The sequence below is a fragment of the Bifidobacterium felsineum genome, from assembly GCF_002802915.1.
Classification (GTDB): Bacteria; Actinomycetota; Actinomycetes; order Actinomycetales; family Bifidobacteriaceae; genus Bifidobacterium; species Bifidobacterium felsineum.
In genome coordinates this window covers 225,174-250,796 of the sequence record NZ_PEBJ01000002.1, presented here as the reverse complement: position 1 = coordinate 250,796, position 25,623 = coordinate 225,174, and the positions used below count along the sequence as shown (strand labels likewise).

Genomic DNA, 25,623 nt, shown 5'->3' with positions numbered 1-25,623 from the left:
CAGAAAGTTCATCGAGCGTTATGAATACCCTCGGCAAGTTCCTCGCTCTTGGAGGCGAGCAACTTCAAACCTTCGCTCGTATCGCGAGCGGTCTTGTTGTCATCGGCGAGCAGCGTGTGGACCAAAGCGGAGCCGACGATCACACCATCGGCGTAGGAGCCGACCTTGGCGCCTTGCTCAGCCGTGGACACACCAATGCCCACGCACACGTTCTTGGCACCAGCCTTGCGGGTACGTTCCACGAGCACTTCCGGGGAAGCGTCGATGGTGGAACGTTCACCGGTGACGCCCATGCGGGCGGCGGCATAGACGAAGCCACGAGCATTGCGAGCCACGGTTTCCAGACGGTTGTCGGCGGAGTCTGGGGAGACCAGGAAGATGCGGTCCAGACCGTGGCGGTCGGAGGCTTCGATCCATTCACCAGCCTCGTCCGGAATCAAATCCGGAGTGATGAGGCCTGCACCGCCGGCGTTCTCGAAATCGGTGGCGAAACGTTCAACGCCATAGTGGTAGATGAGATTCCAGTAGCTCATGATGAGCGGTACGCCGCCGGCATTGGCTACGGTTTCCACGGCCTCGAATACACGTTTGATGGTTTCGCCGTTCTTCAAGGCGATGGAGGATGCGGCTTGAATCACCGGACCGTCCATCACTGGGTCGGAATACGGCAAACCGATTTCCACTGCGTCAACACCGTGCTCGACCATCGTCTTGAGCGCATCAAGAGAGACTTCCGGATCAGGGAAGCCGTATGGCAGGTAGCCGATGAAGGCGGGCTTGTTCTGAGCCTTGAATTTGGTGAACATGGCCTCGGTCTGGCTGGGCTTGTGGCTGATGCCCAGCGGCTGGCCGGATGGCGTGGTTGCTGTGTTGGTCATATCAAAAATCTCCTTCTAGCCCTCCCTTGGCTCCCCTCTGGAGGGGAGCTTCCAGCGATTGCTGACTGATGGGAGGCTATCTACTTATTTGCTGTAATTCATGCCACGGTGTTGCCGTGCGCGCCGGTGACGTCCAGGGCCTTGGCCTGATCATCGGTGAGGTAGCCGAACCATTTGCCAGCAGTGGCCATGTCCTTGTCGCCACGACCGGAGATGTTGATAATCATCACAGCCTTGTCGTAGCCCTTGGCCTTCAAGTCTGCAGCAGCCTTGTAGGCACCTGCCACGGCGTGGGAGCTTTCGATTGCCGGGATGATGCCTTCGGTCTGGCTCAGGTCGCGGAAGGCGTTCATGGCCTCCTCGTCGGTGGCCCAGGAGTAGTTCACACGGCCGATATCTTTGAGCCAAGCGTGCTCAGGGCCGACGGATGCGTAATCAAGGCCTGCGGAGATGGAGTAAGTGTCGAGGGTTTGGCCTTCGTCAGTCTCCAGCAGGTAGCTCTTGGCACCTTGGAACATGCCGAGCTGACCGGTGCCGGGCGCGAAGCGAATGGCGTGCTTGCCGGATTCTGGGCCATTGCCACCGGCCTCGTAGCCGTACAGGTTCACGCGATCGTCATCGAGGAAGGCGTTCATCACACCAATGGCGTTGGAGCCGCCGCCCACGCAGGCGCAGATTGCGTCCGGATGGTCGATGCCATACCAGTCCTGCAACTGCTGCTTGGCCTCCTCGCCGATGATCTTCTGGAAGTCGCGCACCATAGCTGGGAACGGATGCGGACCGGCCACCGTGCCAAGCAGATAATGCGTGTCCTTGACGTTGGTCACCCAATCGCGCAATGCTTCGTTGATGGCGTCCTTCAGAATGCGGTCGCCGAGCGTCACCTCGACCACTTCAGCGCCGAGCATACGCATACGGGCCACATTCAGGGCCTGACGGCGGGCATCAATCTGGCCCATGTAGATGCGGCACTTGAGGCCGAGCATGGCGCATACCGTAGCGGTGGCCACACCGTGCTGGCCGGCACCGGTTTCTGCAATCACGCGAGTCTTACCCATGCGCTTGACGAGCAGTGCCTGACCGAGCGCGTTGTTGATCTTGTGGGCACCCGTGTGATTCAGGTCTTCGCGCTTCAGGAAAATGCGTGCATCGAGGCCGGTCTTGTCCTTCACGAGCTTGGCGAAACGTGGAGCTTCGGTCAGCGGGCTCGGACGGCCCACGTAACGCTGCTGCAGGGTCATGAATTCCTTATGGAATTCCGGATCGGCCTTGGCTTCGTTGTAGACGTGTTCCAGTTCGTCAAGTGCGGTGATGAGGGCTTCCGGCACATAACGGCCGCCGAACTGTCCCCAGTACGGTCCCTGATGCTCGCTTAACGGGGTGGTTTCGGATGCTTTCACTTGTGCTCCTGCCTTTACTAGTCGTTCCACTGCAAGTTCATGGTCATCGGCGGTAGCCACGCCTTCGCCGACCAAAACCGCGTCCGCTCCTGCACGGGCGTAGTCTTCCACTTCCACTGCGCCGAATACACCGGATTCCGCCACTTTGATGACGTCTTCGGGCAGATCGGCGGCAAGTTCATTGTATTTGTTGACATCCACACGCAGGTTCTTCAGGTTGCGCGCGTTAATGCCGATTACTCGGGCACCAGCCTTACGCGCGCGTTCGATTTCCTCACGCGTATGCGTTTCCACGAGCACAGTCATATTGAGCTCGTGCGCCAAATCGAGCAGATGCTTGAGCTTGGCATCGTCGAGTGCCGCCACAATTAGCAGCACCAAATCAGCACCGTGCGCGCGAGCCTCGTAAATCTGGTAATCAGTGACAATGAAATCCTTGCGCAGCACTGGAATGTGCACGGCTGCGCGGACCTTATCCAAATCGTCAAGCGACCCAAGGAACCGGCGGCCTTCGGTAAGCACGGATATGGCGCTTGCGCCGCCCTTCTCATATTCGCGGGCCAAACCGGCGGGATCCGGAATGTCGGACAGATGACCTTTGGACGGAGACGCGCGCTTGATTTCGGCAATCACCGGAATGCCGTCTGCGCGCTTAAGCCATCGCATCGCGTCAATCGGAGCCGGTGCCGCAAGTGCGGCCTTCTTGACATCCTCCAACGACACAGTGCGTTCGCGGGTCTGCTGGTCCTCCAGCGCGCCCGCTACCAATTCGTCCAGAACCGACATGATCCTCCCTTTGCTGGTAGTCGATCATGCGTCACTCTAGGTCACTATGGGGGTAAAGGCCGCAGCCGTCCTACATTCTGGGCTATTTACTGCTGGTGTACGAGTGAACGCAGCAGTGCGATCTCCTCACGATGCGTGGTCGGCGTCTGTTCCTTGGTTTCCAGAATCATTGGCAGCTTCGCTATAACCGGGTCGTTCACGAGTCGTGTGAAGAACGGAATACCCAGCTGCCCGTCGCCGATGTTGGCATGACGGTCCTTATGCGAGGCGAGCCCGAATTGGGAGTCGTTCACATGGATGGCTTTGACTGTGTCCAGACCAACAATCTCATCCAATCGGCCCATCACATCGTCGTAATCGTTCACCAGATCATAGCCGGCGTCGAACACATGGCAGGTGTCGAAAGTGATGCCGATGTTTGCCTTGTTTTCAATACCATCCATGATGGTGGCGAGCTCTTCGAAGTTTCGGCCACACTCCGTGCCTTTACCTGCCATGGTTTCCAACAGTATCGGAATGCCGTTCGCGCGTTCGATGACTCGGTTGAGCCCATTGCTGATGAGTCTGCAGCCGGTTTCAGACCCTTGCCCCACATGGGAGCCCGGATGGATATTGATGTAGGTTTCCTGTCCGGCTTCGCGAATTGGAGTCAACAGCTCAATATCTTCAATCAATGCTTCAATGGCGAATTGGCGCTTAGCTTCATCCTTACCGGCGAGATTGTAGACATAGGGTGCATGTACTACCAGCGGCCCATAGCCTTCTGCTTTCAACTGTGCACCGAACTCCCCTGCTTGTGCCGGGCTCAGCGCTTTCGACCGCTTGCCATACGGAGAGCGCGGGAAGAAAGCGAATGCCGTGCCGTTCTCATCATGGGAGCGCTTAAGCAATGCGTTCCATCCGCCAGTCGTTGACAGATGCGACCCAATGAACAATTCCATGCTTATCTTCGCCTTTCATTGACTACATTGCTACCGATTATCTTACGGTAGCCGATATGGTTTGCCCCGCCTGTGAGACACTCAGCATCGCTAGAAAAACCAGCTTTCCGGCAGTACCATGAATTCATGACTATCAATTGGTGGCTTGTAGCGCGGATTGTCTGCTATGTATTTCTTCTCATTGTTTCCATAGGTGAGAATCCGTTCATCACCGCTATAGCCGTTCTGGGCCTTGTCTTGGACATAGCCGGATATCTTTGGGAGCGCCATCAGCGCAACCAACACGATCAGTCTCAGCAGCAGTGATTCTCTGACGCATAGCTGGGAACAACCCTGAGCTCACCCGTTACCGTGGTCGATGTCCGTCCAGGTCTTGCCATCATTATTCAATCGCAGATACCAGGTCATGGATTGGGGTCCCTTGGATAATGACATGTCGCTGCCATCGCAAGTGAAATCGACCGTGGCTACGAACATACGCTCTCGATTGTTCTCGTCGTACTCCCAGTCCAAACAAAATTCAGGGTTGCATCCGGAAAGCCCCTGATAATTCAGCACACGAACTTGAATGATAATGGAATGTTGTTGGCGATAATCGAGTTACGAGGGAAGGATTATGATGCGACTCATCGGCAATATTCTGTGGATTATTCTGGGAGGCATTGAAATCGCCATCGGCTGGGCTCTGGTGGGACTTGTGCTGTGCATCTCGATTGTCGGCATTCCGCTCGGTATCCAGGCCTTTAAGATGGCGGGCCTTACGTTGACACCGTTCGGCAAAACCGTGCGTTACGGCGGCGGGCTCGGCTCCACGCTTGCCAACATCGTCTGGGTGGTACTGGTCGGCATCTGGATGGCACTGGGCTACGTGGCTGCCGGCGTGCTCAACTGCATTACCATCATCGGCATTCCATTCGGTTTGCAGTCATTCAAAATGGCGAAGCTGGCGCTCTGGCCGTTTGGAGCCCAAATCGAAAACCTCTAGTCAGCATATTTGGTGATACGGCATCAGGCTGCTGCATCACCAAATATTCATTGAGGGATTGTCTTCTTGAAAGACTGGGAGGCTACATTCGTAAGACGTATGGATAGCCGCACGTCAAGGAGACCGATATGTACAAGACAGTGGTGTTGAGTTATGCTCCACGAGCTGCGAGCATGGCACAGCAAGTTGAGGCCAAAGCCAATGAGATGGAAGCCCAGGGCTGGACACTGACGACATTTTCCATCACGAATTCCGCCAAGGGCATTCTGGTATTCCACTCCGACAAGGAAGCGGAGCAATAAATCTATTCTCAGCCGGTGCTACTGTTGCCACGCCTTTAATACCTGCTGTGGCACCTTTGACGCGTCAAACCGGTAATGACCGGTCACGGTCATATGCCGTTTGAACGCAAAGTAGTCGTTTTCGCGCTGCTGCTGCCCCATGTTGTGCAACACATATGGCAAGCCACCATCATCTCGCTTGTCGGAAATCACACCGATATGGCGAGTATGTTCGAATACGACGATATCACCGGCTTGCCAAGCACTGATGTCCGCGGTATTCGTGGTCAGCGTCTGCCCGTATTTAGCGAAAAACACATCCAACACGCCAGTACGACGGAAATCAATATTGGGATCAGGATTGGGCGCAACCGATGCGTAGCTGCCTGGATCGGCGGCAATATCCGCATCTACCATGGACTTCAGATCATAGCCGGCTTCGCGGAATGCTCGCCAAACCAGATCGGTGCAGGCACCGCGATCAGCAGGCGGGTAACCGCCTTGATAGTAGCCATCGTCATATTGCGGTCTGGCTTCAGCGTCTTTGCGCGCACCGGCTACGATATCGCCATAATCGTCCACACCGTTGCCATTGAAATCAACCGGACTGTGCTCGTAAGTGGCAGTCACCGGTTTCTGGGATATCGTTGCCGGTGGTGTCGATTGTGCGGTTTTCAATTGTGAAGCAATGTACCATCCGGTGGATATGCCGCCCACAATCATCAATGCGATAGCAATGATTGCAGCGACAATTCCTCTTCCATGTTTATTCCGAATCCGACGTTGTGTGAGATGTTGCGCCATGTAAGCCCTCTTTACCAGCCATCATGCGACCCTGTATCACCATCGCTTGTTATACTTGTTCGTCACTCGTCACTATATGCGTTTGATACCTCAAATAGTCTTATAAACCAAAGGCTGCGCCATGCATCCACATCGTTTTGCCATATCAACCGGTATGATGTGATATTCGGCACTATTTCGGCACGGTCACGCCGTGCACAACCATAAAGGAGCCCAGCATGGCGGACGCCGGCACAGGCAAATCCACCGAGGAAACCGGTCTTGAACGAAAAATGGAGTCACGCCATCTGACGATGATTTCCCTCGGCGGCGTCATCGGCACCGGTCTGTTCGTCAGTTCCGGTTATACGATTCATCAAGCTGGACCTCTCGGTGCGATTCTGGCGTATGCAGTCGGCTCGCTTTTGGTATATTGCGTGATGGTGTCGCTCGGCGAACTGTCCGTGGCCATGCCATATGCCGGCAGCTTCCACATGTATGCGAAGCGCTTCATTGGTCCCGGCACTGCATTCACCATCGCGATTCTGTATTGGCTGAACTGGGCAGTGGCACTGGCCAGTGAGTTCACGGCGGCCGGACTGCTCATGCAACGGTGGTTCCCGCATTCGCCGGCATGGATATGGTCGGCTGCATTCATCGCCGTGGTGTTCGTGCTGAATATCCTGTCCGTCCGTTTGTATGGCGAAGCGGAATTCTGGTTTGCGTCCATCAAGGTGTTCGCCATCGTGGCTTTCATCGTGATCGGCTTGTTGGCTATTTTCGGAGCGATTCCAATTACCGGGCAGACAGAGGCTCCTTTATTCACCAACTTCGTTGCCGACGGATGGTTCCCAAATGGCATCGCCCCTGTGTTCGCCACACTGCTTACGGTGGTGTTTGCGTTCTCCGGCACTGAGGTGGTGGGCGTCGCCGCCGGCGAGACGAAGGATCCCGGCAAGGCGATTCCGAAGGCCGTGCACACCACGGTGTTCCGTCTTGCGATGTTCTTCATTGGTTCGATTCTGGTGATGGCTGCACTGATTCCTTGGCACCAGGCCGGCGTGGAGACCAGTCCGTTCGTGCTGGTATTCCAGTCCATCGGCATGCCGTTCGCTGGCGATGTGATGAATTTTGTAGTGTTGACGGCCGTGCTCTCGGCAGCGAATTCCGGCTTGTATGTGTGCTCACGTATGGTGTGGTCACTGGCCAAGGAGCACCTGATTCCCGCACGATTCGCCAAAACGAATTTCCATGGCGTACCGGTGTGGGCGGTGCTGTTCAGCATGGCCGGTTCGCTGTTGGCTCTGCTGTCTTCGGTAATCGCCGCATCCACCGTGTATCTGGTGCTGGTGGCCGTTTCCGGTTTGGCGACGCTGGTGGTGTGGTTCTCCGTATGCGTGTGTCATATCCGATTCCGCCGCGAATGGGTGGCTTCCGGCCATACCGTCGACGAGCTCGGCTATAAGGCACCAGGATACCCAGTACTCCCCTGGTTAGCGATTGTGATGTGCATTGGCGCACTCGTGTTGGTTGTGTTGGATGAAACACAGCGCAGCACACTGTACTGCATGATTCCATTCGTGATCTGCTGTTACGCAGGTTACTATCTGCTGGAACGTAAGCATAGAAAAGAGTCGAAGTAGGTCCGATTATTCCAGCGTGAATGTCAACGGACTGTGATGAATGCTATGAGCTGACTCAGCGATATGCAAATGCGGCTGTTTCACCCACAATAGTGGAACAGCCGCATGCTCTTTCCAATTCAGGAATGTCAGAACAACATTGCCAACTTGAATTACAGTTCGCGCAGCTGGGCTGCAATCTGCACGGCTTCGACGCTGGCTTCTGCTTTGTTGCGGGTCTCCTGCCATTCATTTGCAGGCACGGAGTCAAGCACAATGCCGGCGCCGGCCTGCACGCTTGCCTCATGGTCGCGCAGGAACGCGGTGCGAATGGCGATGGCCATATCCATGTTGCCGGAGAAATCGAAGTAACCGACCGTGCCGCCGTAAATGCCACGATCCGCGGGTTCAAGCTCGTCGATGATCTCCACTGCACGTGGCTTCGGTGCGCCGGAAAGCGTACCAGCCGGGAATGCGGACTTGAACACGTCGAAGGCGGTCAGCGACGGATCGACCTTACCGGTGACCGTTGAACAGATGTGCATGATATGGCTGAAGCGCTTGATATCCATGAGCTGCACGACATCCACGGATTGCGGCACGCATACCTTGCTCAAATCGTTGCGGGACAAATCCACGAGCATGATATGTTCGCTGCGTTCCTTCGGATCAGCGAGCAGTTCCTTGGCGAGTTTCTCGTCTTCCTCCGGGGTGGCGCCGCGCGGGCGGGAGCCGGCAATCGGGAAGGTCATGGCATGGCCGTTGTCCACCTTGATCAGGGTTTCCGGGCTGGAGCCAATCACGTTGAAGTCACGTCCTTCGGCATCGGTCAACGCCATGAAATACATGTATGGGCTTGGATTCAGTGTGCGCAGCACACGGTAGACGTCAAACGGGTCGGCAGGAGAATCGATGTCGAGGCGCTGGGAGATAACCACCTGGAACACGTCGCCATCAATGATGTGACGCTTGGCTTCCTCGACCGCATGCTCATAGTGGCTCTTCTCCGTGCGGAACCGCAATTCCGGTTGGGGAACGGATTCGTCCAGCACGTTGACGCGAGCTTCGCCCGGCGTTGGCGTGGCCGCATCGCGCTGCATCTGGTCAAGGCGCGCCACGGCCTCGTTGTAGGCGTTGTCGGCGCGGGTGGGCTTGTTATCCACGTTGACGGCGTTTGCAATGAGCCAAACCGATCCGGAAACGTGATCGACCACGGCAATATCGGTGGCCAACGCCAGCACAGTCTCCGGCTGGCCGGTCTCGTTCGGCGCCTTGGCGCGCAAGGTTGGCTCCCAGTGACGGATGGCATCCCAACCGACCGTACCGACCAAGCCAGAAGTCAGGTTCGGCAGACCTTCTACGTGTGGGGCTTTCAGGGTTTTCAACGCTGCATGTGCAACTTCGACAACATCGCCTTCGGTGGGAACACCAACCGGCACTTTGCCGAGCCAATCGGCCTGCCCATTGTTGGAGCGAAGCTGCGCCATCGAGTTGACGCCAATAAAGCTATAGCGGCTCCAACTGCCGCCAAACTCAGCGGATTCAAGGATGAAGGTGCCGCTACGGCCACCGGCTAGACGCTCGTAGAAGCCAACCGGAGTCAGGGAATCGGCAAGTAAGCGACGGACAATAGGAATCACACGGTACCCCTGATCGGCCAATTCATGGAATTGTTCGCGGCTGGGCCATGTGGCTCCCCACTTCAGGTGCTTGACGCTGCATTCGCTCATCAGTCAGTCCTCTTTCCCCTGTTCAGCGGGACGATGTCCTTCGACTACCGGCAATGGGCCGCCCTCAAGGAAGCAACTACGTTTGCCGGTATGGCATGCGGCGCCAACCTGGTCGACTTCAACCAATAATGCGTCACCATCGCAATCAAGAGACACGCCTTTCACATACTGCACATGACCGGAGGTGTCACCCTTTCGCCAGTATTCCTGACGGGAGCGGGACCAGAATGTCACACGGCCAGTAGTCAGCGTTCTGCGGAGCGCCTCATCATTCATGTAACCGACCATCAACACCTCATGGGTGTCGTACTGCTGGATTACCGCGGCGACCAAGCCTTTGGCATCACGCTTCAATCGCGAAGCGATGCGTGGATCAAGTTCGGTTGCATTATCGTACGTGATATCAGTCATGCTTACCTATCTGCCTTTGATGCGTCTGCATCTTTTACGTGGCCAGCCCATTGGCCGAGCCTCAGAGTCCCAAACCGCTTGTGCTACGTTATCACCGCACGGTGTAACCGTGTTTTTTCAGCTCGGCCTTGACATCCGCGATGGTCATGATGCCGTAATGGAATACCGAAGCGGCCAGAACCGCATTGGCTCCGGCTTCAATCGCCGGCGGAAAATCCTCCACCTTGCCGGCGCCACCAGAAGCGATAATCGGAATCTTGACTTCCTTACGGACCTCACGGATCATTTCAAGGTCAAAGCCTTGCTGGGTGCCATCCGCATCCATGGAGTTGAGCAGAATCTCACCGGCACCAAGTTCTTCGGCACGCTTAACCCACCAAATCGCATCAATGCCGGTGGATTTGCGGCCACCCATCGTGGTCACTTCGAAACCGGATTGCGTATGCTGTTCGCCCTTTTCACGGCGCGCATCCACGGAAAGCACCAACACCTGATTGCCGAATCGTTCGGCCACACGGCTGATCAGCGAGGGATCATTGATGGCAGCGGTATTAACACCGACCTTGTCTGCACCGCAACGCAGCAATGAGTCGACGTCTTCAGGTGTACGAACGCCACCGCCGACCGTCATCGGAATGAACACCTGTTCGGCGGTGCGGGAAACCACGTCGATCATGGTGTTGCGATGCGAGCTGGATGCGGTGACATCCAGGAAGGTGAGCTCATCGGCGCCCTGACGGTAGTATTCAGCCGCCAGTTCCACCGGGTCGCCGGCATCCTTCAGGTTCTCGAAATGCACACCTTTCACCACGCGACCGTTGTCCACGTCCAGGCACGGGATGACTCGTACCGCCAGCGACATGCTTCACTCCCCTGTTCGGTTTCGATTGCTACAGTCCTTCAGCCTACCTACTTCCCATGTCATGCGTACATCATGTTTCTGCAATATGAGAACGGGCCGACGGAGCATCAATGGACTGCCGTTAATCAAAAAATAGGCCTCAACCTTAGTGATTCAAGGTTGAGGCCGACTGCAAAATACTGTCTTAGCGTTCCTTGGCTGCCAGCTGGCCGCAGGCGCCATCAATATCCTGACCGCGCGTGTCGCGCAATGTGGCGGTGATACCGGCATCATGCAGGATTTCCAAGAAACGACGCTCGTCTTCAGGCTTCGAGGCCGTCCACTTGGACCCCTCGATTGGGTTGAGCGGAATCGGATTCACATGGGCCCAATTATCGCCATAATGATTCAGACGTTTCGCCAGCAGGCGGGCATGTTCAGCCTGATCGTTGATACCGCGCATCAATGCGTATTCAATGCTGACGCGTCGTTTCGAGGCGAGCCAGTAATCGTGGGCGGCATCCAACACCTGGGTGGTATTGAAGCGTTTGTTCATCGGCACCAGTTCGTCACGCAGCTCATCGCTCGGCGCGTGCAGGGAGACGGCGAGACGCACCGGAATGCCTTCGGCCGTGAGTTTCTTGATGCCGGGCACTACGCCCACGGTGGAGACGGTGATGTTTCGCGCCGAGATGCCAAAGCCCTCAGGAGGCATGGCGGATATTTGCCGGACGGCGGACAGCACGGATTTATAGTTGCCCATGGGCTCTCCCATGCCCATGAACACGATGTTGCTCAGGCGGCCTTCCCCACCGGCGACTTCACCGTCACGCATCATTTTCGCGGCCACTCGCACCTGTTCCACAATCTCACCGGCGGACATGTTGCGGGTAAGGCCAAGCTTGCCGGTTGCGCAGAATGGGCATCCCATGCCGCAACCCACCTGTGAGGAGATGCAAAGCGTGGTGCGGGTCGGATACCGCATCAGTACGGATTCGATCAGCGATCCATCGAATAGTCTCCACAACGTCTTGATTGTGGTTCCCTGATCGGCCACCTGTCGGGTGACTTCGGTGATGAGTTGCGGGAAGAACGCTTCGGCGGCCTCAGCGCGCTTGGCTGCCGGAAAATCAGTGAATTCCGCAGCGTTCACATCGAAATGGCCGTAATAATGATTGGCCAGCTGCTTGGCACGGAATTTCGGCAGACCCAATTCGGCCGCTTTGACGATTCGTTCTTCAGGCGTCATATCGACGAAATGCAGCGGCGGCTTGCCTCGACGAGCGTGATCTTTAGAAAGCACATCGCGGAAAGCACCGGAAGTGCCGCCGGGCGTGATGCCGGTTTCCGGAGTATCAGTGTCATGCGTAGTCATATGCTGCTTCACTCTCATCAATCAAATAGAAGTTCACGGCGATGTGCGTTGCCACATCGTAACAGCGATGGCGTCTCACCTTTCTTGAGTAAGACGCCATCATCATGATTCGTTGCAACGAACGACTGTCTGTCTACAGGCCAGTAACCCATAGCAATGCGCAGGTGAACGGAGCACTCATCAGAATGGAATCCACGCGATCCATCACGCCACCATGGCCTTTAAGCAGGTGGCCCATGTCCTTAATGCCGATATCACGCTTAAGCATGGAAGCGCATAAATCGCCGAATGTGCCAACTGCGCCAATCAATACGCCGGCGATAATCGGAACCCACCAGCGACTCGCCCAAGTAGCGGAATCATAGGTACAGGCAAACACGGCGAAAGCACCGATCATGGCGAACAGCATCGATCCAATCAGACCTTCCACGGATTTCTTCGGTGAAATGCGCGGGCTGAGCTTGTGTTTGCCGAGCCATGCTCCCGCGAACAAGCCGCCGGTATCCGAAAGGGCCGGCAGAAAGACGAGCATGATGGCATGGGCTACCGGGTGGCCGTTAAACGTCAAAGGGATGATAATGCAGCTGGCCAGCAGCGGAATATACAGCACGGTGAGCACCGATACCGCAACATGGCTCAAACGTGAATGATGGAGTTCGCCACCATCATGGTTGAACGAGGATTCCAGACGTGCGCTGGCATCTGTACTGGAAAGCTTGCCGGCAACCGCCAGAGAAAGACGATTGCCGAAACTCAGCTTCGCGCTTGCCGCAATGGCCACGAGAATGATGGAAACGATGACGCTGAGCGACATCGCAATGAGATGGTAAGGCGCAAAATAAGTGGCGATCAGCGTAAACGCCGAGCAAATCCACAGCATGACCACTGGAATATGAAGCCCGACCGTGGCGAAATCCACTCTAAGCTCCCATAATGCCAGAATCATGAATACGACGACCAACAGCACGAACAGGTCAACGCTTAGGAGCAGGCATCCCAGAATCAAGGCGACCAGCAGCACGGCCGTGCCTATGGCTTGGGGCATATTGCGGCCGGTCTTCTTGTTGATCTGATCGAGAGCTTCCTCGGCCTCTTCGTGCAGTTGTTCGTTACGTTCCATAATGCGTCTTTCTGAATGGCCCTCTCAGACCTCCATGATCTCCTTCTGCTTGGTTTCCAGCAGAGCATCGATTTCATCAGTGACGGACTTGGTGACCTTGTCGAGGTCCTTGAGCAGGCGATCGCCTTCATCCTCGCCCATATCGCCATCCTTGACGGACTTATCGATGGTTTCCTTGGTCTTACGACGAATGTTGCGCACTGCGACCTTGCCGTCTTCGGCCTTGCCCTTGGCAAGCTTGACGTATTCCTTACGACGATCCTCAGTGAGTTCCGGCATGGTCAGGCGAATGACGTTGCCGTCACGGTTCGGGCTGATGCCGAGGTCGGAGTTGCGGATGGCCTTCTCCACGGCTGCTGCCTGAGAAGCATCGAATGGGGTGACGGCGAGGGTACGCGGCTCCGGCACGCCAATGGATGCCACGGCCTTGATTGGGGTCGGTGCACCGTAGTAGTCGACCATGATGCCGTTGAGCAGGGCCGGGTTGGCGCGACCGGTGCGAATGCCGGAGAAGTTCTCCTTCGTGTTTTCCACGGTCTTGGCCATCTGTTCCTTGGCCTGATCGATAAGAGACATATTCACTCCTTGTTGTTGGACGGTTGTGTTCTTCGATGAACGCTTGTTATTCGATTGTAGGCGTCAAAACTCATTCAGCCACGCGCGACTCGGCGGTGGAGACCAGCGTGCCGATTTCGTCGCCAACAAGAGCGCGGGTCACATTGCCGGCACCTTCGAGGCCGAAAACTCGGATGAGCTTGCGGTTGTCGCGGGCCATGGACAGTGCAGAGGCATCCATGACGGCGAGGTTGTCGACCAGAGCGCGGTTGTAGCTCAGGGTGACGAAACGCTTGGCGTTCGGGTCCTTGCGCGGGTCAGCGGTATAGACGCCATCCACGCCATTCTTGCCCATCAGCACTTCGTCGCAGTGGATTTCCAACGAACGCTGTACGGAAACCGTGTCGGTGGAGAAGTACGGCATACCGGCACCTGCACCGAAGATGACCACGCGGCCCTTTTCGAGATGACGAATGGCCTTCAGCGGGATGTACGGCTCAGCGACCTGACCCATGGTGATAGCGGTCTGCACACGAGTGGACTGGCCTTCCTGCTCAAGGAAATCCTGCAGAGCGAGGCAGTTCATCACCGTGCCGAGCATGCCCATGTAATCGCCGCGGGAACGGTCGATGCCTGCCTGCTGCAGTTCTGCGCCGCGGAAGAAGTTACCGCCACCAACCACGATGGCGACCTGAACGCCCTGCTGAACGGCAGGAACAATTTCCTCTGCGATGCGGCGAACCACATGGGTGTCGATGCCGACTTTGCCGCCACCGAATGCCTCGCCGGACAGCTTGAGCAAGACCCTACGCGGCTTATCGCTTTCAGTCATTTATGTTGCCTTTCCTTGAATCCACGAAAAGTGCCTGAAAAATATCCGTAGATAAGGGTATCGGCTTACAACGACACCCTGTGCAGCGACACCCGCGCAACAAAAAACGTCATCCAAAGACTCCGCCTTGGATGACGTTTCTTAACAATGCGACAGGCGCATCAGATGAGCGTTATGCTCACTCCTCTTCGCCCTTGCCGACCTCGATGCGGGCGAAGGCAGTGGCCTTGCCGCCCACTTCCTCGAACAGCTTGCCGACGGTCTTGGACGGATCCTTGACGAACGGCTGCTCGAGCAGCACGACTTCCTTGAAGAAAGCGTTGAGACGGCCTTCGACGATCTTCGGAATGATCTTCTCGGGCTTGCCCTCGGCCTGGGACTTCTCGGTGGCCACACGACGCTCGGACTCGACCACATCAGCCGGGACATCTTCGCGAGTCAGCCACTTGGCGCCCATAGCGGAGATCTGCAGAGCAGCTTCGTGAGCCACAGCGGCGCCAGCCTTATCGGTGGCGATCATGGCGACGATGCTTGGCGGCATCTCAGCGGACTTCTTGTGAGCGTAGATCTCGACATGCTCGCCGGAGATCTTGGCGAACTGGCCGACCTTGACGTGCTCGCCGAACAGAGCGGCGGCTTCCTCGATGGCGACCTTCACGGTGGAGTCGCCAGCCTTGGCGGCTTCCAGCTCTTCAGCATTGTTGGCCTCGGCGGCGACGGCGTAGCCGAGCACCTCGTCAGCGAACTCGACGAACTTCGGAGTCTTGGCCACGAAGTCGGTCTCGGAGTTCAGCTCGACGGCGTAACCGGTCTCGCCTTCTGCGCCTTCGACGACCTTGGAGGCAATGGTGCCTTCCTGAGCCTTGCGGCCTTCACGCTTGCCGGCTGCGGCGATGCCCTTGGCGCGGATGATTTCCTTGGCGCGGGCCACGTCACCTTCGGCTTCGGTCAGGGCCTTCTTGACGTCGAGCATGCCGGCGCCGGTGTCCTCACGAACCTGCTTGATCAGTGCGGCGGTAATTGCTGCCATTGATTATTCTCCTTTAAGAAGATGTTGCTTACCCAAAACGGATGGGAAGCGCTTGTTCAGGCACTTCCCATCGTAGAGCATCACTCAGCCTTCGGGGCCTCGGCGGTTTCAGCTTCGGCGGCGGCCGGAGCAGCAGCCTCAGCGGGAGCCTCATTGGTCAGGAGCTCCTTCTCCCAAGCAGCCATCGGCTGCTCGGAGTCAGCGGCCTTGGCAGCCTGGCCGGAACGCTCCAGCAGGCCCTCGGCGACGGCGTCAGCCATGAGGCTGGTGAGCAGTTCGATGCCGCGGATGGCGTCATCGTTGGCCGGAATCGGGTAATCGACAACGTCGGGATCGGCGTTGGTGTCGACGATGGCCACAACCGGGATGCCCAGCTTGTGAGCTTCCTCGACAGCCAGGGATTCCTTGGTGATATCGACGACGAACATGGCGGACGGGGTGCGGTTCATGTTGCGGATACCGCCAAGCTGCTTGTTCAGCTTGTCCTTCTCGCGCTCGAGCAGGAGCAGTTCCTTCTTGGTCAGGCCGGAACCGTGCACGTCGGTGAAGTCCATCTCCTCAAGTTCCTTGAGACGGTTCACGCGCTTGGAAACGGTCTGGAAGTTGGTCAGCATACCGCCGAGCCAGCGCTCGGAAACGTACGGCATGTTCACGCGGGTGGCCTGGGCGGCGATGGCTTCCTGAGCCTGCTTCTTGGTGCCGACGAAGAGCACGGTGCCGTTGTGAGCAACGGTGGTCTTGATGAAGTCGTACGCCTTGTCGATCATGTCGAGCGACTTGAACAGGTTGATGATGTGGATGCCGTTGCGCTGGGTGAGGATGAACTGCTTCATCTTCGGGTTCCAACGACGGGTCTGATGGCCGAAGTGCAGGCCAGCCTTCAGCATTTCGCTCATAGTGATCTGAGCCATGGTATTACTACCTTTCATTGTCGGTTCTTGCCTGGTCATGCGCACCTGCGTGCAGCAACTCCCCCGTTTTATCCGGGTTTGTAGCCGACCGACACAGGCCGTCGCGAGCATGACGCGAATTTGTTGTGCGCCGGTAGACGATATTGGGTGGCTCCGAGCGCTTGCGACCGCGCTCATTGCCGGGGTGGCACACAAGTTTCAAGAATATCACAGCACCTAAACCAAAGCTCTCCTCGCAGTGCGTAGGAGAGCTTTGGCGTTTGGGTGATGCGGATGGATCACTTGGACGAACGATTGCGCATATAGCGCAACGCTTCACGGCGTTCCTCTTTTTCGAGTCGGTCCAGGTACACGTGGCCATCCAAATGGTCGCATTCGTGCTGCAGCATGCGGCCCATCAACCCATGCCCCTCCAGTACGACTTCCTTGCCATCCAGATCGATGCCACGCACGCGGGCATAATCGGCCCTACGCGTCTTGTACCACAGTCCCGGCACCGACAGACAACCTTCGTCGCCATACTGCTCGCCGGAGGTTTCCTCGATCACCGGATTAAGGATGTATCCGATTTTGCCATCGATGTTGTAAGAGAACGCGCGCAGACTCACACCGATCTGATTGGCGGACAAGCCGGCACGGCCGGGATCGTTCACCGTCTCAAGCAAATCGTCCACCAGACGACGCACAGCCGGGGTGATTTCCTTGATTTCATCGCATGGTGTGCGCAGCACGGGATCGGGCACGACTCGGATTTCGCGAATGGCCACTGGTATTACTCCTCGTTCTTCTCATCAACGCCGGCGGAATCGCCTTCGACTTCGGCGGCAGGTTCTTCCTGCTCGGATTCGGCCTTTGTCTTCTTGATTTTCTCCTGCACGCTAGCAAGCGAATCAGACACGCTGGTCTTCACCTGTTCGGAAGCCTGCTTGACCTGCTCGGAAGCCTTTTTGACCGTCTCGGACGTGCTGTCGATAATCTTGGCGGTGGCAGGAAGCGGCTTGTTCGACGGCTTTGGCGCGTAGAGATCCTCTTCGATGATGGAGGCATAGCGTTGCAGCACCTTGGGACGCACTACTTTCATGCTCGGCGTCAATGTGCCGCGATCCTGGCTGAATTCCTCATCGAGAACCACGAACTTACGCACGGATTCGGCTCGGGATACATTGGCATTGGCCTGATCGATGTATTGCTGAATGAATGCGCGAACCGCATCATTATCCTTGGCTTCCTCAAGAGTCATGTCGGCATTGAGCCCCTGACCTTCCAGCCAGGAGTGCAGCATGTCCGGATCAAGCTCAATCAGAGCGGAAACGAACGGCTTGCCATCGCCCACCACCACCGCATGGGCGACGATCGGACAGGTATCGATAACGTCCTCCATCGGTGCCGGGCTGATGTTCTTGCCGCCTGCAGTGATGATGATGTCTTTCTTGCGGCCGGTGATAAACGTGAAACCGCGGTCATCGATACGGCCCAAATCTCCGGTCTTGATCCAACCGTCAGCGGTCATGGCTTCGGCGGTGAGTTCCGGCTGCTTGTAGTAGCCAAGGAACACATTCGGACCGGTGAGTTCAATTTCGTCGTCCTCTCCCAAGCGCACGCCCATGCCGGGACCGGGCTTGCCTACGGAACCGACCTCGTTGTCATCCTCCCAATTGACGAGCATGGGAGCCGCAGTTTCGGTCATGCCGTAGCCTTGGATGAAAGTAATGTCGTCCATGCCATTGAAGAAATGGGCAAGATCGACGTTGAGTGGCGCTCCGCCGCAGGCAAGCCATTTCAGGTTCGGTCCGAGTGCGGAGCGAATCGACTTGCCGACGGTGGCCATGAAGAAGGAGTGGCGCATGCGCTCGATCAGCGAGTGGCCGCGCCCGGCCTGTTCATCCTTGCTCCACTTGACGAAATGCTTCACCGACTGGGCGAAGATATAGCCTTGGATGCCTGCACCGGCCTTCTGGGAGGCGGCGTTGTACACCTTTTCGAATACTCGCGGCACACCAAGCAGATATGTGGGCTTGAAGCTACGTATATCCGCCAACAGATGCTTGGCATTGGGAATGTATCCCACCACGCCACAACCACCGATGCATACGTACTGGATGTAGCGTGCAAAGCAATGGGCCAGCGGCAGGAATAGCAGCAAACGATTGTCCTGATACAGCATGCCGTTCAGAATCTCATAACCGTTGAGCACAATATGCGTGTAGTTGCGGTTGGAGAGCATGGCCCCCTTGGGCTTGCCGGTGGAGCCGGAGGTGTAAACGACGGTGAGCAAATCATCCGCCTTGATCCTGGCGATGGCGGCGTCCAAGGCCTCATCGCTGATACCGTGGCCGAAATCAGCCACCGCATCGAGGCCATCCGCCTTGAAATTGAAGACATACTTCATACCCGGATGATTGACACGGATCTGCTCAAGCGTCTGGGCACGTTGGAAATCGCCTGCGAAGGCGATCGCGGGATCGACTTCCTCAATGATTCCGGCGGTTTGCTTGGCGGAATCGGTCTCATACACAGGTACGACCACGGCACCGATGGCAGCGCATGCGAAGTCGGCGACCCCCCACTCATAGCAGGTGGGCGAATAGATCAGCACCATGGTGCCGGCTTTGACACCAAGTCCCATGAGTCCTTTCGCCACTTCACGCACGCGGGCGAGCATCTCATTGGCGGTCACGCTATGCCACTGATGGGTCTCATCGTCCTGCCATTCGGCAATGGTGTCGTTCGGGGTGCGGGCCGCCCGCCTGGCCAGCAGCGAGAAGACTGTGTCCTCATCGGTGGTGACGTACCTAGGTTCTTCAACATGTTCACGCATACGCTCCACTATAGGCGAAGCGTCATATCACAACGCCGCACGCATCGCCCATGTGTGAAGTACGTTATGCGCCGACCCACTCTGAATCAGCCCAGATCAGCGAAAACGCACATCCAACGGGACCCTATATATCGCATCTTCAGGTTGACGCGGAGGTTCTCTCGTCCGATGGTCATCAACACCGTCATTTCCATGGTCTTGTCGTTGGTGATCATGCCATCGATCAGATTGGGAACAGTGGGAAGATAGCAGAACTTCGCTTTGATATCAGGATGCGTGACCATATGGATGTCAAGCAGGTATTGCATGGTCTGCAACCGCTCCAAACAAGGTGCGGTCAGGGCTCGCTGCAGACGATCGACGCTCAGCTTGCCGCGGATGGCGTCCGCGCAATTGCATGCGATTCGACATGCCGCCATCGCCATGCTGTGGCATTCCTGGGCGTTGAGCCCGCTCGGGAACAACGGTTGAATATGGTAACGGACCGGACGATCCGAGAGTTCCACGGTTATAAAACCATCAAAACTCGGCAATGGCGTACGACGGTTGTAGAAATAGCCAAAATAATCCATGGCAAATCACCTATGATCCCCTTCTTCATGACACAGCCTCCCTTGGCTATATCTATTACCCAGACCACCACGAAAACCGAAGAAAATCAAAACGGCTCAGCTATGCGTATAAAAACGCCCGCGAAATTCGACGAATGCATATGATTTGTCGAATTTCGCGAGCGTATTCGTCAATGGATACCGACGCGGAGCAACCACCCCGCTATCGAATTCATTCAGCGAACGGAATAGGGGTTGACCACCATGCCGCAACGCTGGAAGTTCTTCACATCGACATAGCCGGTGGAAGCCATGGCACGCTTCAATGCGCCGATGAAGTTGGTCTTTCCATCCGCCTGATGGCTGGGGCCGAACAGAATCTGCTCGAGCGGCGCCACAGTACCGACTGTGGTGCGATAGCCACGAGGCAACGTCTGATGACGGGCTTCCGAACCCCAATGCGTGCCTTTGCCTGGAGCTTCAGTGGCACGTGCCAGCGGAGCGCCGAGCATCACCGCGTCGGCTCCCAAGGCAAGTGCCTTGACAAAGCTGCCGGAATCACCCATGCCACCGTCGGCAATCACCTGCACATAGCGGCCACCGGATTCGTCCATGTAATCACGGCGGGCTTCAGCCACGTCCGCGATGGCAGTGGCCATCGGAGCCTGAACGCCCAAGGTCTGGCGGGTTGCGGAAACCGCGCCGCCGCCAAAGCCGACCAGTACGCCGGCCGCACCGGTGCGCATCAGGTGCAGAGCGGCAGTGTAGTTGGCGGCACCGCCGACGATCACCGGCACATCGAGGTCATAGATGAACTTCTTCAGATTCAACGGCTCATGGGAAGAGGATACGTGTTCGGCAGAAACCACTGTGCCGCGAATCACGAACAGGTCCACACCGGCATCGACCACGGTCGAGTAGAACTGCTGGGTGCGCTGCGGAGACAGAGCACCGGCCACAGTGACGCCTGCAGCGCGAATCTCATGCAGACGCTGGGTGATGAGCTCCGGCTTGACCGGCTCGGCATAAATCTGCTGAATACGGGAGGTGGCCTCCTCGGCAGGCAGCTGGGAAATCTCATCCAGCAAAGACGTCGGGTCCTCGTAACGAGTCCACAGGCCTTCCAGATCAAGCACTCCCAATGCGCCCATCTTGCCCATCTGAATGGCGGTGGCGGGGCTGGTGACCGAGTCCATGGGAGCACCGATCACCGGCACATCGAACTCATAAGCGTCGATCTGCCAAGAGGTGGAGACATCCTCGGGGTCGCGCGTACGACGTGAAGGAACGATGGCCACATCATCAAGCGCATAGCCGAGATGGCCTTTTTTACCCAAACCGATTTCAATTTCCTGAGACATGGCTTTAAGACTATTGCCCGGGACGGACGCCCCTCAGCTTGTGTCCATATTCTCGAATGATGGATCGCCTCGTTACAAACTTGCGATATGACTAGAGCATTCCGCGAAGAACAATCAGGAGGAAGCATGGCCAAAATCAAGGTCGAAGGCACCGTTGTTGAACTAGACGGCGATGAGATGACCCGCGTGATCTGGAAAGACATCAAGGATAGGCTGATTCTGCCGTATCTCGACATCAACCTCGACTATTACGATCTGGGAATCCAGCATCGTGACGAAACCGACGATCAGGTGACCATCGATGCGGCACATGCCATCCAGAAGCATCACGTTGGCGTCAAATGCGCGACCATCACGCCCGATGAGGCCCGCGTCAAGGAATTCGGTCTGAAGAAGATGTGGAAGTCCCCCAATGGAACCATCCGCAACATCTTGGGCGGCACGATCTTCCGCGAGCCCATTGTGATGAGTAATGTGCCGCGCCTGGTGCCAGGCTGGACCAAGCCGATCGTAGTGGCTCGTCATGCATTCGGCGATCAGTACAAAGCCACTGACTTCAAGGTTCCGGGTGCAGGCCAGCTGACCGTCACTTTCACGCCGGACGACGGCTCCGAACCCATTCAGCATGTGGTGTACAACTACGGGCCGGACGGTGGCGTGGCACAGGTGCAGTACAACGTGAATGATTCGATTCGCGGATTCGCCCGTGCATGCTTCAACTATGGATTGATGCGCCACTACCCGGTGTACCTGTCCACCAAGAACACGATTTTGAAGGCATATGACGGACAGTTCAAGGATATCTTCGCCGAAGTGTTCGAAACCGAATACAGGGACAAGTTCGCCGCCGAAGGTCTGACCTACGAACACCGTTTGATTGACGATATGGTGGCCAGCTCCCTCAAATGGCACGGCGGCTACATCTGGGCCTGCAAGAACTATGACGGTGACGTGCAGTCCGATTCCGTGGCACAAGGTTTCGGCTCATTAGGCCTGATGACTTCCGTGCTGATGACCCCCGATGGACAGACCGTCGAGGCTGAGGCCGCCCATGGCACAGTGACCCGCCACTACCGCCGTTGGCTCAAGGGCGAAAAGACCTCCACCAATCCGATTGCATCCATCTTCGCTTGGACCGGCGGTCTGAAGCATCGCGCTGACCTGGATGGCACTCCTGAGGTACGCCACTTCGCCGAAACTCTGGAAAAGGTCATTATCGACACCGTCGAAGGAGGCCAGATGACCAAGGATCTCGCCATGCTGATCGGCCCTGATGAACCATGGCTCGACACCGAAGGATTCATGAATGCGCTGGACGAGAATCTGCAGAAGGCTCTGGCCTGAAGAACCATTCATAGTCGGATTGCTCCCCTGATTTATCCCGGATATGTGCCTTTATCATGCATGTATCCGGGATTTTTCATAACCTCTCTACTACAATCGTGGCACAGTGTGTTGTATACCGATTCTCCAAGGAGGTTCCGTTCGCTTATGGGGTTCGCACGCCGCTCTGCCACCATCATCACCGCCATTGCTCTCACCTGCGCCATGGCATTGTCCTTGACCGCGTGCGCTTCCGATACCGATGAGCAATCACAGACTGATACCTCGAAGACCACGCTGACTTCCTCCTCCGTAGGTGCGGCGGCAATCTTCACCCCTTCCGACGGTATTACGCTCAACCAGCAGACACCGTTGAACAAGTGGGCCAAACTCACGCCTGAGCTGACCGGCGCATTGACCGACTATGGGTTCAAGAAGAAGAATATCAGCCACACCACTTCCGATTCGTTGGATAAGCAGAGCCGCGCCATCCAGGATTTCGTAGTTGATCATTTGTCGGGAAAGACCACTTCCGAAGATTCGGGCATCGCACTGACACCAGACAACATGACATTGCTGGTCGCACCTGTGGTCAAGGCCGATGATTCGACCAGACAGTACGGCGATTATGTCAGCCAGGAACTCAGCACCGAAGAAAGCACCAGCGAAGGTTCAGCCAACGCCGATGAGGGCGAGGGCAACGCAAACAGTTCTTCCGGGTCCTCCAACGCAGCTGAGTCCTCAGACGGCGACTCCAGCACCTCGACCGACGAGACACAGACCCAGGCCGTGAAACGGCTGGTTTCCTCCTTGAAACTCGCCCAGGAATCCGGCATGCATGTGGTGTTGCTGGCTAACAGCATCGAAGGCTACAAGCCGGACGCCTTCGTGCAGTTTTCCGACGCCCGGACCATCGGACATCTGCAAGCAGAAAAACTCGCCGCGAAGCTCGAACTCGACAAAGCGAGCAAAGACAATCCGAAGCATATTGAGGTAATGCTGCCGTATACCATATCCGACGAAGACGGCACAAGCGGTGACTCCACCTTCGCGCAAGAAGCATTCCGCGGCATCTGGCAGGTACTCGGCTCCTATTACGAAAAAGGCGTGATTGAGAGTCCCTCCGGCACCCTTACCAGCGATTCAACTGAAAACGATTGGATGAGCGTCGCCTATGATGTGAGCAAGGATGGAGCCACTGCCAGAGTGCTTGCCAAACGTCTGGAGAAGCTCAGCAGCTCAACGACCCCGACTCGCATCGACGGCATTATCGCCATGAACGATTACATCGCCTCCGAAGTAGTCAAAGAACTCGACGATCTGGGATACACCGGGTCCGCCGCGGATATCAATCCGCAAATCACCATTTCCGGAATCGTGGGCAATATCACCGGCAAGAAGGATCTTGCTCGTCAGCAGGTTCCCGATCCAATCAAATCCCCGGAAAACGACGAGTCCAATGACTCCCAGAACGCTGACGGTGCAGATGACTCCACCGATGCGAAGGCCAAGGATGCACAGTGGCCGCTGGTCACTGGTTATGGCGCGTACATTTCCAGCATCCCTTCCGTGGTGAATGGCAAACAATGGATGACCGGCATTGAAAACCGTCAGGCCTTGGCCTCTGACCTCGCGGAAATGTGCGGACGACTCAATACTGGTAAATCCATCAGCTCAATGGCCTCGGTACGTAATACCGAGGTTGGCGGCGTCAAAAAGATACCGACGTTGAATGAGCCGGTGGTAGCCGTAAGCGCAAGCAATCTTAAAGCCACATTGATCGATCCTGGATACATCACTCTGGCTGACGCCGGTTTGTGATTATCTGCCAGTTGCTTCATTCCTTAAGCACGATTTTGCCGCTGGCCGCGTAGCGCTCAGGATTGAGGTAATCATCCGCACCTCGTTTCAGTCCCCAGTGAAGGCAATGCGATTCGCAGTGATCTGAATCACCTTCCACCGTGCCGACAATCTCTCCCCTGCTGACGGCAGAACCGAGTGTTAAATCGGTAGTCGCAGGTTCGAAGGTCGACGTCACTCCCCCACGATGTCGGATGCTCACCACATCTTTGCCGCCCACGCGCCCCGCGAAACTGATTGTTCCGGCATGGGGAGCCGTTATCGTCTCACCGGAACCAGCAATAAGATCGACACCGCGATGTCCCGGAGCCCAAGGCGTAATAGGACGGTCAAATGATTGGTTAATCTGCACATTCGAAACAGGCCAATCAAATCGAGCTGAGCATGAGGAATCAACGTGCCGTTCCAGCGCTGACATGTCGGTAAAATCAGCTGGAATCAATCCGGCGGAATCAGCCGAAAGCTGTTGTACCAGCGCATCCCCAACATGAATGGAATCGTCTTTCCCCGAACCGGAAACCAGCAATCCCACCAGAAGAGACAGCAGTAAACCAAGAGCTACGGCAGCCGCCACCAGTGCATCAATCCAAGTCTGACGCTCCTCGGCCTGTCTTCGCTCCTGTTCGCGCTGTCTGGCGGCCCGTCGAGCCGATTGCCGCCGCCAATCGAACCAATACCCATGTATCATCAATTCCCCTTTCAATACATCAGCGCACGCCTATCCGTTCGCTGTTGTATGACCGTCTACGTTGACGGTCCTCTACAACCTTGAGGCATGTCCATCAGTGTTGTCTACCCAAAACGGGGTATGTGGTTCGAGCTTGCAAAGTTATCCACATAAGCGAACCTGTTTACATAAACTCATGTAGCAATCCTTCTATGAGTGTCAAACCTGACTATGGGGGCATCAGCGATATTTACCCAAAATATTGGGGCTGTTTTGGCGACTACACGCAGGGCGACAGAAATCGTCAACTAGCAGCGTTGCGAACAGCGAAGACACAGCACACAATAGCCATTAATCGTTGAGGAATGCTCGAAGAAATGGGAGGGTGAATTTATTGACTACTATTGACTACTGGACCCATTCTGGTCGGATGGAAGATTCTTAAAAACGACGAAACCCCTTGGAAATCAAGAGGTTTCAGGTGGCTCCTGCGGCTGGGCTTGAACCAGCGACCGTCCGATTAACAGTCGGATGCTCTGCCAACTGAGCTACGCAGGAATAG

Annotated in this window: 25 protein-coding genes and 1 tRNA gene; 5 read left to right on the top strand and 21 right to left on the bottom strand. The window is 56.4% G+C overall.

Translation table 11 applies throughout. From position 1 onward, the window contains the following. Positions 1-8 precede the first annotated feature (8 nt). The 5 genes from trpA to CSQ86_RS09715 all read right to left on the bottom strand — a co-directional run bounded on the left by trpA (position 9) and on the right by CSQ86_RS09715 (position 4,563). Complete coding sequence (trpA, locus tag CSQ86_RS04655; protein WP_100493953.1) at positions 9-878, bottom strand: tryptophan synthase subunit alpha; 870 nt, start codon at positions 876-878, stop codon at positions 9-11. Positions 879-976: 98 nt separating this feature from the next. After that, entirely contained in the window at positions 977-3,064 is a 2,088-nt protein-coding gene (locus CSQ86_RS04650; RefSeq protein WP_100493952.1) for a bifunctional indole-3-glycerol phosphate synthase/tryptophan synthase subunit beta, read from the bottom strand. A gap of 86 nt (positions 3,065-3,150) precedes the next feature. Further along, the gene (locus CSQ86_RS04645; RefSeq protein ID WP_100493951.1) at positions 3,151-4,005 is read right to left on the bottom strand and encodes a deoxyribonuclease IV; all 855 of its coding nucleotides are present in this window, start codon (positions 4,003-4,005) and stop codon (positions 3,151-3,153) included. A 90-nt stretch (positions 4,006-4,095) separates the two neighbouring features. After that, complete coding sequence (locus CSQ86_RS09720; protein ID WP_133119265.1) at positions 4,096-4,290, bottom strand: hypothetical protein; 195 nt, start codon at positions 4,288-4,290, stop codon at positions 4,096-4,098. A gap of 54 nt (positions 4,291-4,344) precedes the next feature. After that, positions 4,345-4,563 (bottom strand): hypothetical protein, encoded by a 219-nt coding sequence (locus tag CSQ86_RS09715; protein WP_133119264.1) that lies wholly within the window; start codon positions 4,561-4,563, stop codon positions 4,345-4,347. Between the two features lie 61 nt (positions 4,564-4,624). Between CSQ86_RS09715 and CSQ86_RS04635 the strand changes: the two genes are divergently transcribed. Further along, positions 4,625-4,990: a YccF domain-containing protein gene (locus CSQ86_RS04635; RefSeq protein ID WP_100493949.1), complete on the top strand. Its 366-nt coding sequence runs from the start codon at positions 4,625-4,627 to the stop codon at positions 4,988-4,990. 173 nt (positions 4,991-5,163) lie between these two features. Beyond that, positions 5,164-5,292, top strand: coding sequence for a hypothetical protein (locus CSQ86_RS09985; RefSeq protein ID WP_279324741.1), 129 nt, complete (start codon positions 5,164-5,166; stop codon positions 5,290-5,292). 18 nt (positions 5,293-5,310) lie between these two features. Here CSQ86_RS09985 and CSQ86_RS04630 read toward each other — a convergent pair whose 3' ends face one another. Beyond that, positions 5,311-6,075 (bottom strand): DUF1287 domain-containing protein, encoded by a 765-nt coding sequence (locus tag CSQ86_RS04630; RefSeq protein ID WP_165773748.1) that lies wholly within the window; start codon positions 6,073-6,075, stop codon positions 5,311-5,313. 218 nt (positions 6,076-6,293) lie between these two features. On the opposite strand from CSQ86_RS04630, the gene CSQ86_RS04625 reads away from it, so the two are divergent. Further along, the gene (locus tag CSQ86_RS04625) at positions 6,294-7,697 is read left to right on the top strand and encodes an amino acid permease (protein ID WP_100493947.1); all 1,404 of its coding nucleotides are present in this window, start codon (positions 6,294-6,296) and stop codon (positions 7,695-7,697) included. Between the two features lie 152 nt (positions 7,698-7,849). On the opposite strand, the gene trpE is transcribed toward CSQ86_RS04625, so the two are convergent. From trpE to CSQ86_RS04560, 13 genes are all read right to left on the bottom strand, one after another. Beyond that, a complete protein-coding gene (gene trpE, locus CSQ86_RS04620) occupies positions 7,850-9,406 on the bottom strand; it encodes an anthranilate synthase component I (protein WP_100493946.1) in 1,557 nt (518 codons plus the stop codon). Between the two features lie 3 nt (positions 9,407-9,409). Next, positions 9,410-9,817, bottom strand: a complete 408-nt coding sequence (gene hisI, locus CSQ86_RS04615) for a phosphoribosyl-AMP cyclohydrolase (RefSeq protein WP_100493945.1) — start codon at positions 9,815-9,817, stop codon at positions 9,410-9,412. 91 nt (positions 9,818-9,908) lie between these two features. Beyond that, positions 9,909-10,679, bottom strand: coding sequence for an imidazole glycerol phosphate synthase subunit HisF (hisF, locus tag CSQ86_RS04610; protein ID WP_100493944.1), 771 nt, complete (start codon positions 10,677-10,679; stop codon positions 9,909-9,911). A gap of 184 nt (positions 10,680-10,863) precedes the next feature. Next, positions 10,864-12,033 (bottom strand): dual-specificity RNA methyltransferase RlmN, encoded by a 1,170-nt coding sequence (gene rlmN / locus CSQ86_RS04605; RefSeq protein WP_100493943.1) that lies wholly within the window; start codon positions 12,031-12,033, stop codon positions 10,864-10,866. A 133-nt stretch (positions 12,034-12,166) separates the two neighbouring features. After that, positions 12,167-13,153, bottom strand: coding sequence for a phosphatidate cytidylyltransferase (locus CSQ86_RS04600; RefSeq protein WP_100493942.1), 987 nt, complete (start codon positions 13,151-13,153; stop codon positions 12,167-12,169). Between the two features lie 24 nt (positions 13,154-13,177). Continuing rightward, positions 13,178-13,729 carry a ribosome recycling factor gene (gene frr / locus CSQ86_RS04595; RefSeq protein WP_100493941.1) on the bottom strand — a complete coding sequence of 184 codons (552 nt, stop codon included), beginning with the start codon at positions 13,727-13,729 and terminating at the stop codon, positions 13,178-13,180. 70 nt (positions 13,730-13,799) lie between these two features. Further along, positions 13,800-14,540, bottom strand: a complete 741-nt coding sequence (pyrH, locus tag CSQ86_RS04590) for a UMP kinase (RefSeq protein ID WP_100493940.1) — start codon at positions 14,538-14,540, stop codon at positions 13,800-13,802. A 178-nt stretch (positions 14,541-14,718) separates the two neighbouring features. Next, positions 14,719-15,570 (bottom strand): translation elongation factor Ts, encoded by an 852-nt coding sequence (gene tsf / locus CSQ86_RS04585; RefSeq protein WP_033891153.1) that lies wholly within the window; start codon positions 15,568-15,570, stop codon positions 14,719-14,721. A gap of 80 nt (positions 15,571-15,650) precedes the next feature. Beyond that, entirely contained in the window at positions 15,651-16,481 is an 831-nt protein-coding gene (gene rpsB, locus CSQ86_RS04580; protein WP_100493939.1) for a 30S ribosomal protein S2, read from the bottom strand. 278 nt (positions 16,482-16,759) lie between these two features. After that, positions 16,760-17,248: a peptide deformylase gene (gene def, locus CSQ86_RS04575; protein ID WP_100493938.1), complete on the bottom strand. Its 489-nt coding sequence runs from the start codon at positions 17,246-17,248 to the stop codon at positions 16,760-16,762. Positions 17,249-17,253: 5 nt separating this feature from the next. Next, positions 17,254-19,299, bottom strand: coding sequence for an AMP-dependent synthetase/ligase (locus tag CSQ86_RS04570; RefSeq protein ID WP_100493937.1), 2,046 nt, complete (start codon positions 19,297-19,299; stop codon positions 17,254-17,256). A gap of 86 nt (positions 19,300-19,385) precedes the next feature. Continuing rightward, on the bottom strand, positions 19,386-19,871 hold the full coding sequence (locus CSQ86_RS04565; RefSeq protein ID WP_240542367.1) for a hypothetical protein: 486 nt from the start codon (positions 19,869-19,871) through the stop codon (positions 19,386-19,388). A gap of 215 nt (positions 19,872-20,086) precedes the next feature. Beyond that, on the bottom strand, positions 20,087-21,211 hold the full coding sequence (locus CSQ86_RS04560) for a GuaB3 family IMP dehydrogenase-related protein (protein WP_100493936.1): 1,125 nt from the start codon (positions 21,209-21,211) through the stop codon (positions 20,087-20,089). A gap of 126 nt (positions 21,212-21,337) precedes the next feature. Between CSQ86_RS04560 and CSQ86_RS04555 the strand changes: the two genes are divergently transcribed. Both CSQ86_RS04555 and CSQ86_RS04550 read left to right on the top strand, forming a co-directional pair. Then, positions 21,338-22,555 (top strand): NADP-dependent isocitrate dehydrogenase, encoded by a 1,218-nt coding sequence (locus CSQ86_RS04555; protein WP_100493935.1) that lies wholly within the window; start codon positions 21,338-21,340, stop codon positions 22,553-22,555. Between the two features lie 147 nt (positions 22,556-22,702). Further along, complete coding sequence (locus CSQ86_RS04550; protein WP_100493934.1) at positions 22,703-24,355, top strand: substrate-binding domain-containing protein; 1,653 nt, start codon at positions 22,703-22,705, stop codon at positions 24,353-24,355. Positions 24,356-24,371: 16 nt separating this feature from the next. On the opposite strand, the gene CSQ86_RS04545 is transcribed toward CSQ86_RS04550, so the two are convergent. Both CSQ86_RS04545 and CSQ86_RS04540 read right to left on the bottom strand, forming a co-directional pair. Then, positions 24,372-25,082: a M23 family metallopeptidase gene (locus CSQ86_RS04545; protein ID WP_100493933.1), complete on the bottom strand. Its 711-nt coding sequence runs from the start codon at positions 25,080-25,082 to the stop codon at positions 24,372-24,374. Between the two features lie 461 nt (positions 25,083-25,543). After that, a tRNA-Asn gene (locus tag CSQ86_RS04540) sits at positions 25,544-25,619 on the bottom strand. Positions 25,620-25,623: the final 4 nt, after the last annotated feature.

Coding starts and splice junctions, on each gene's coding strand:
- trpA (WP_100493953.1), bottom strand. CDS start 878: ATGACCAACACAGCAACCACGCCATCCGGCCAGCCGCTGGGCATCAGC.
- CSQ86_RS04650 (WP_100493952.1), bottom strand. CDS start 3,064: ATGTCGGTTCTGGACGAATTGGTAGCGGGCGCGCTGGAGGACCAGCAG.
- CSQ86_RS04645 (WP_100493951.1), bottom strand. CDS start 4,005: ATGGAATTGTTCATTGGGTCGCATCTGTCAACGACTGGCGGATGGAAC.
- CSQ86_RS04635 (WP_100493949.1), top strand. CDS start 4,625: ATGCGACTCATCGGCAATATTCTGTGGATTATTCTGGGAGGCATTGAA.
- CSQ86_RS09985 (WP_279324741.1), top strand. CDS start 5,164: ATGGCACAGCAAGTTGAGGCCAAAGCCAATGAGATGGAAGCCCAGGGC.
- CSQ86_RS04630 (WP_165773748.1), bottom strand. CDS start 6,075: ATGGCGCAACATCTCACACAACGTCGGATTCGGAATAAACATGGAAGA.
- CSQ86_RS04625 (WP_100493947.1), top strand. CDS start 6,294: ATGGCGGACGCCGGCACAGGCAAATCCACCGAGGAAACCGGTCTTGAA.
- trpE (WP_100493946.1), bottom strand. CDS start 9,406: ATGAGCGAATGCAGCGTCAAGCACCTGAAGTGGGGAGCCACATGGCCC.
- hisI (WP_100493945.1), bottom strand. CDS start 9,817: ATGACTGATATCACGTACGATAATGCAACCGAACTTGATCCACGCATC.
- hisF (WP_100493944.1), bottom strand. CDS start 10,679: ATGTCGCTGGCGGTACGAGTCATCCCGTGCCTGGACGTGGACAACGGT.
- rlmN (WP_100493943.1), bottom strand. CDS start 12,033: ATGACTACGCATGACACTGATACTCCGGAAACCGGCATCACGCCCGGC.
- CSQ86_RS04600 (WP_100493942.1), bottom strand. CDS start 13,153: ATGGAACGTAACGAACAACTGCACGAAGAGGCCGAGGAAGCTCTCGAT.
- frr (WP_100493941.1), bottom strand. CDS start 13,729: ATGTCTCTTATCGATCAGGCCAAGGAACAGATGGCCAAGACCGTGGAA.
- pyrH (WP_100493940.1), bottom strand. CDS start 14,540: ATGACTGAAAGCGATAAGCCGCGTAGGGTCTTGCTCAAGCTGTCCGGC.
- tsf (WP_033891153.1), bottom strand. CDS start 15,570: ATGGCAGCAATTACCGCCGCACTGATCAAGCAGGTTCGTGAGGACACC.
- rpsB (WP_100493939.1), bottom strand. CDS start 16,481: ATGGCTCAGATCACTATGAGCGAAATGCTGAAGGCTGGCCTGCACTTC.
- CSQ86_RS04570 (WP_100493937.1), bottom strand. CDS start 19,299: ATGCGTGAACATGTTGAAGAACCTAGGTACGTCACCACCGATGAGGAC.
- CSQ86_RS04565 (WP_240542367.1), bottom strand. CDS start 19,871: ATGGATTATTTTGGCTATTTCTACAACCGTCGTACGCCATTGCCGAGT.
- CSQ86_RS04560 (WP_100493936.1), bottom strand. CDS start 21,211: ATGTCTCAGGAAATTGAAATCGGTTTGGGTAAAAAAGGCCATCTCGGC.
- CSQ86_RS04555 (WP_100493935.1), top strand. CDS start 21,338: ATGGCCAAAATCAAGGTCGAAGGCACCGTTGTTGAACTAGACGGCGAT.
- CSQ86_RS04550 (WP_100493934.1), top strand. CDS start 22,703: ATGGGGTTCGCACGCCGCTCTGCCACCATCATCACCGCCATTGCTCTC.
- CSQ86_RS04545 (WP_100493933.1), bottom strand. CDS start 25,082: ATGATACATGGGTATTGGTTCGATTGGCGGCGGCAATCGGCTCGACGG.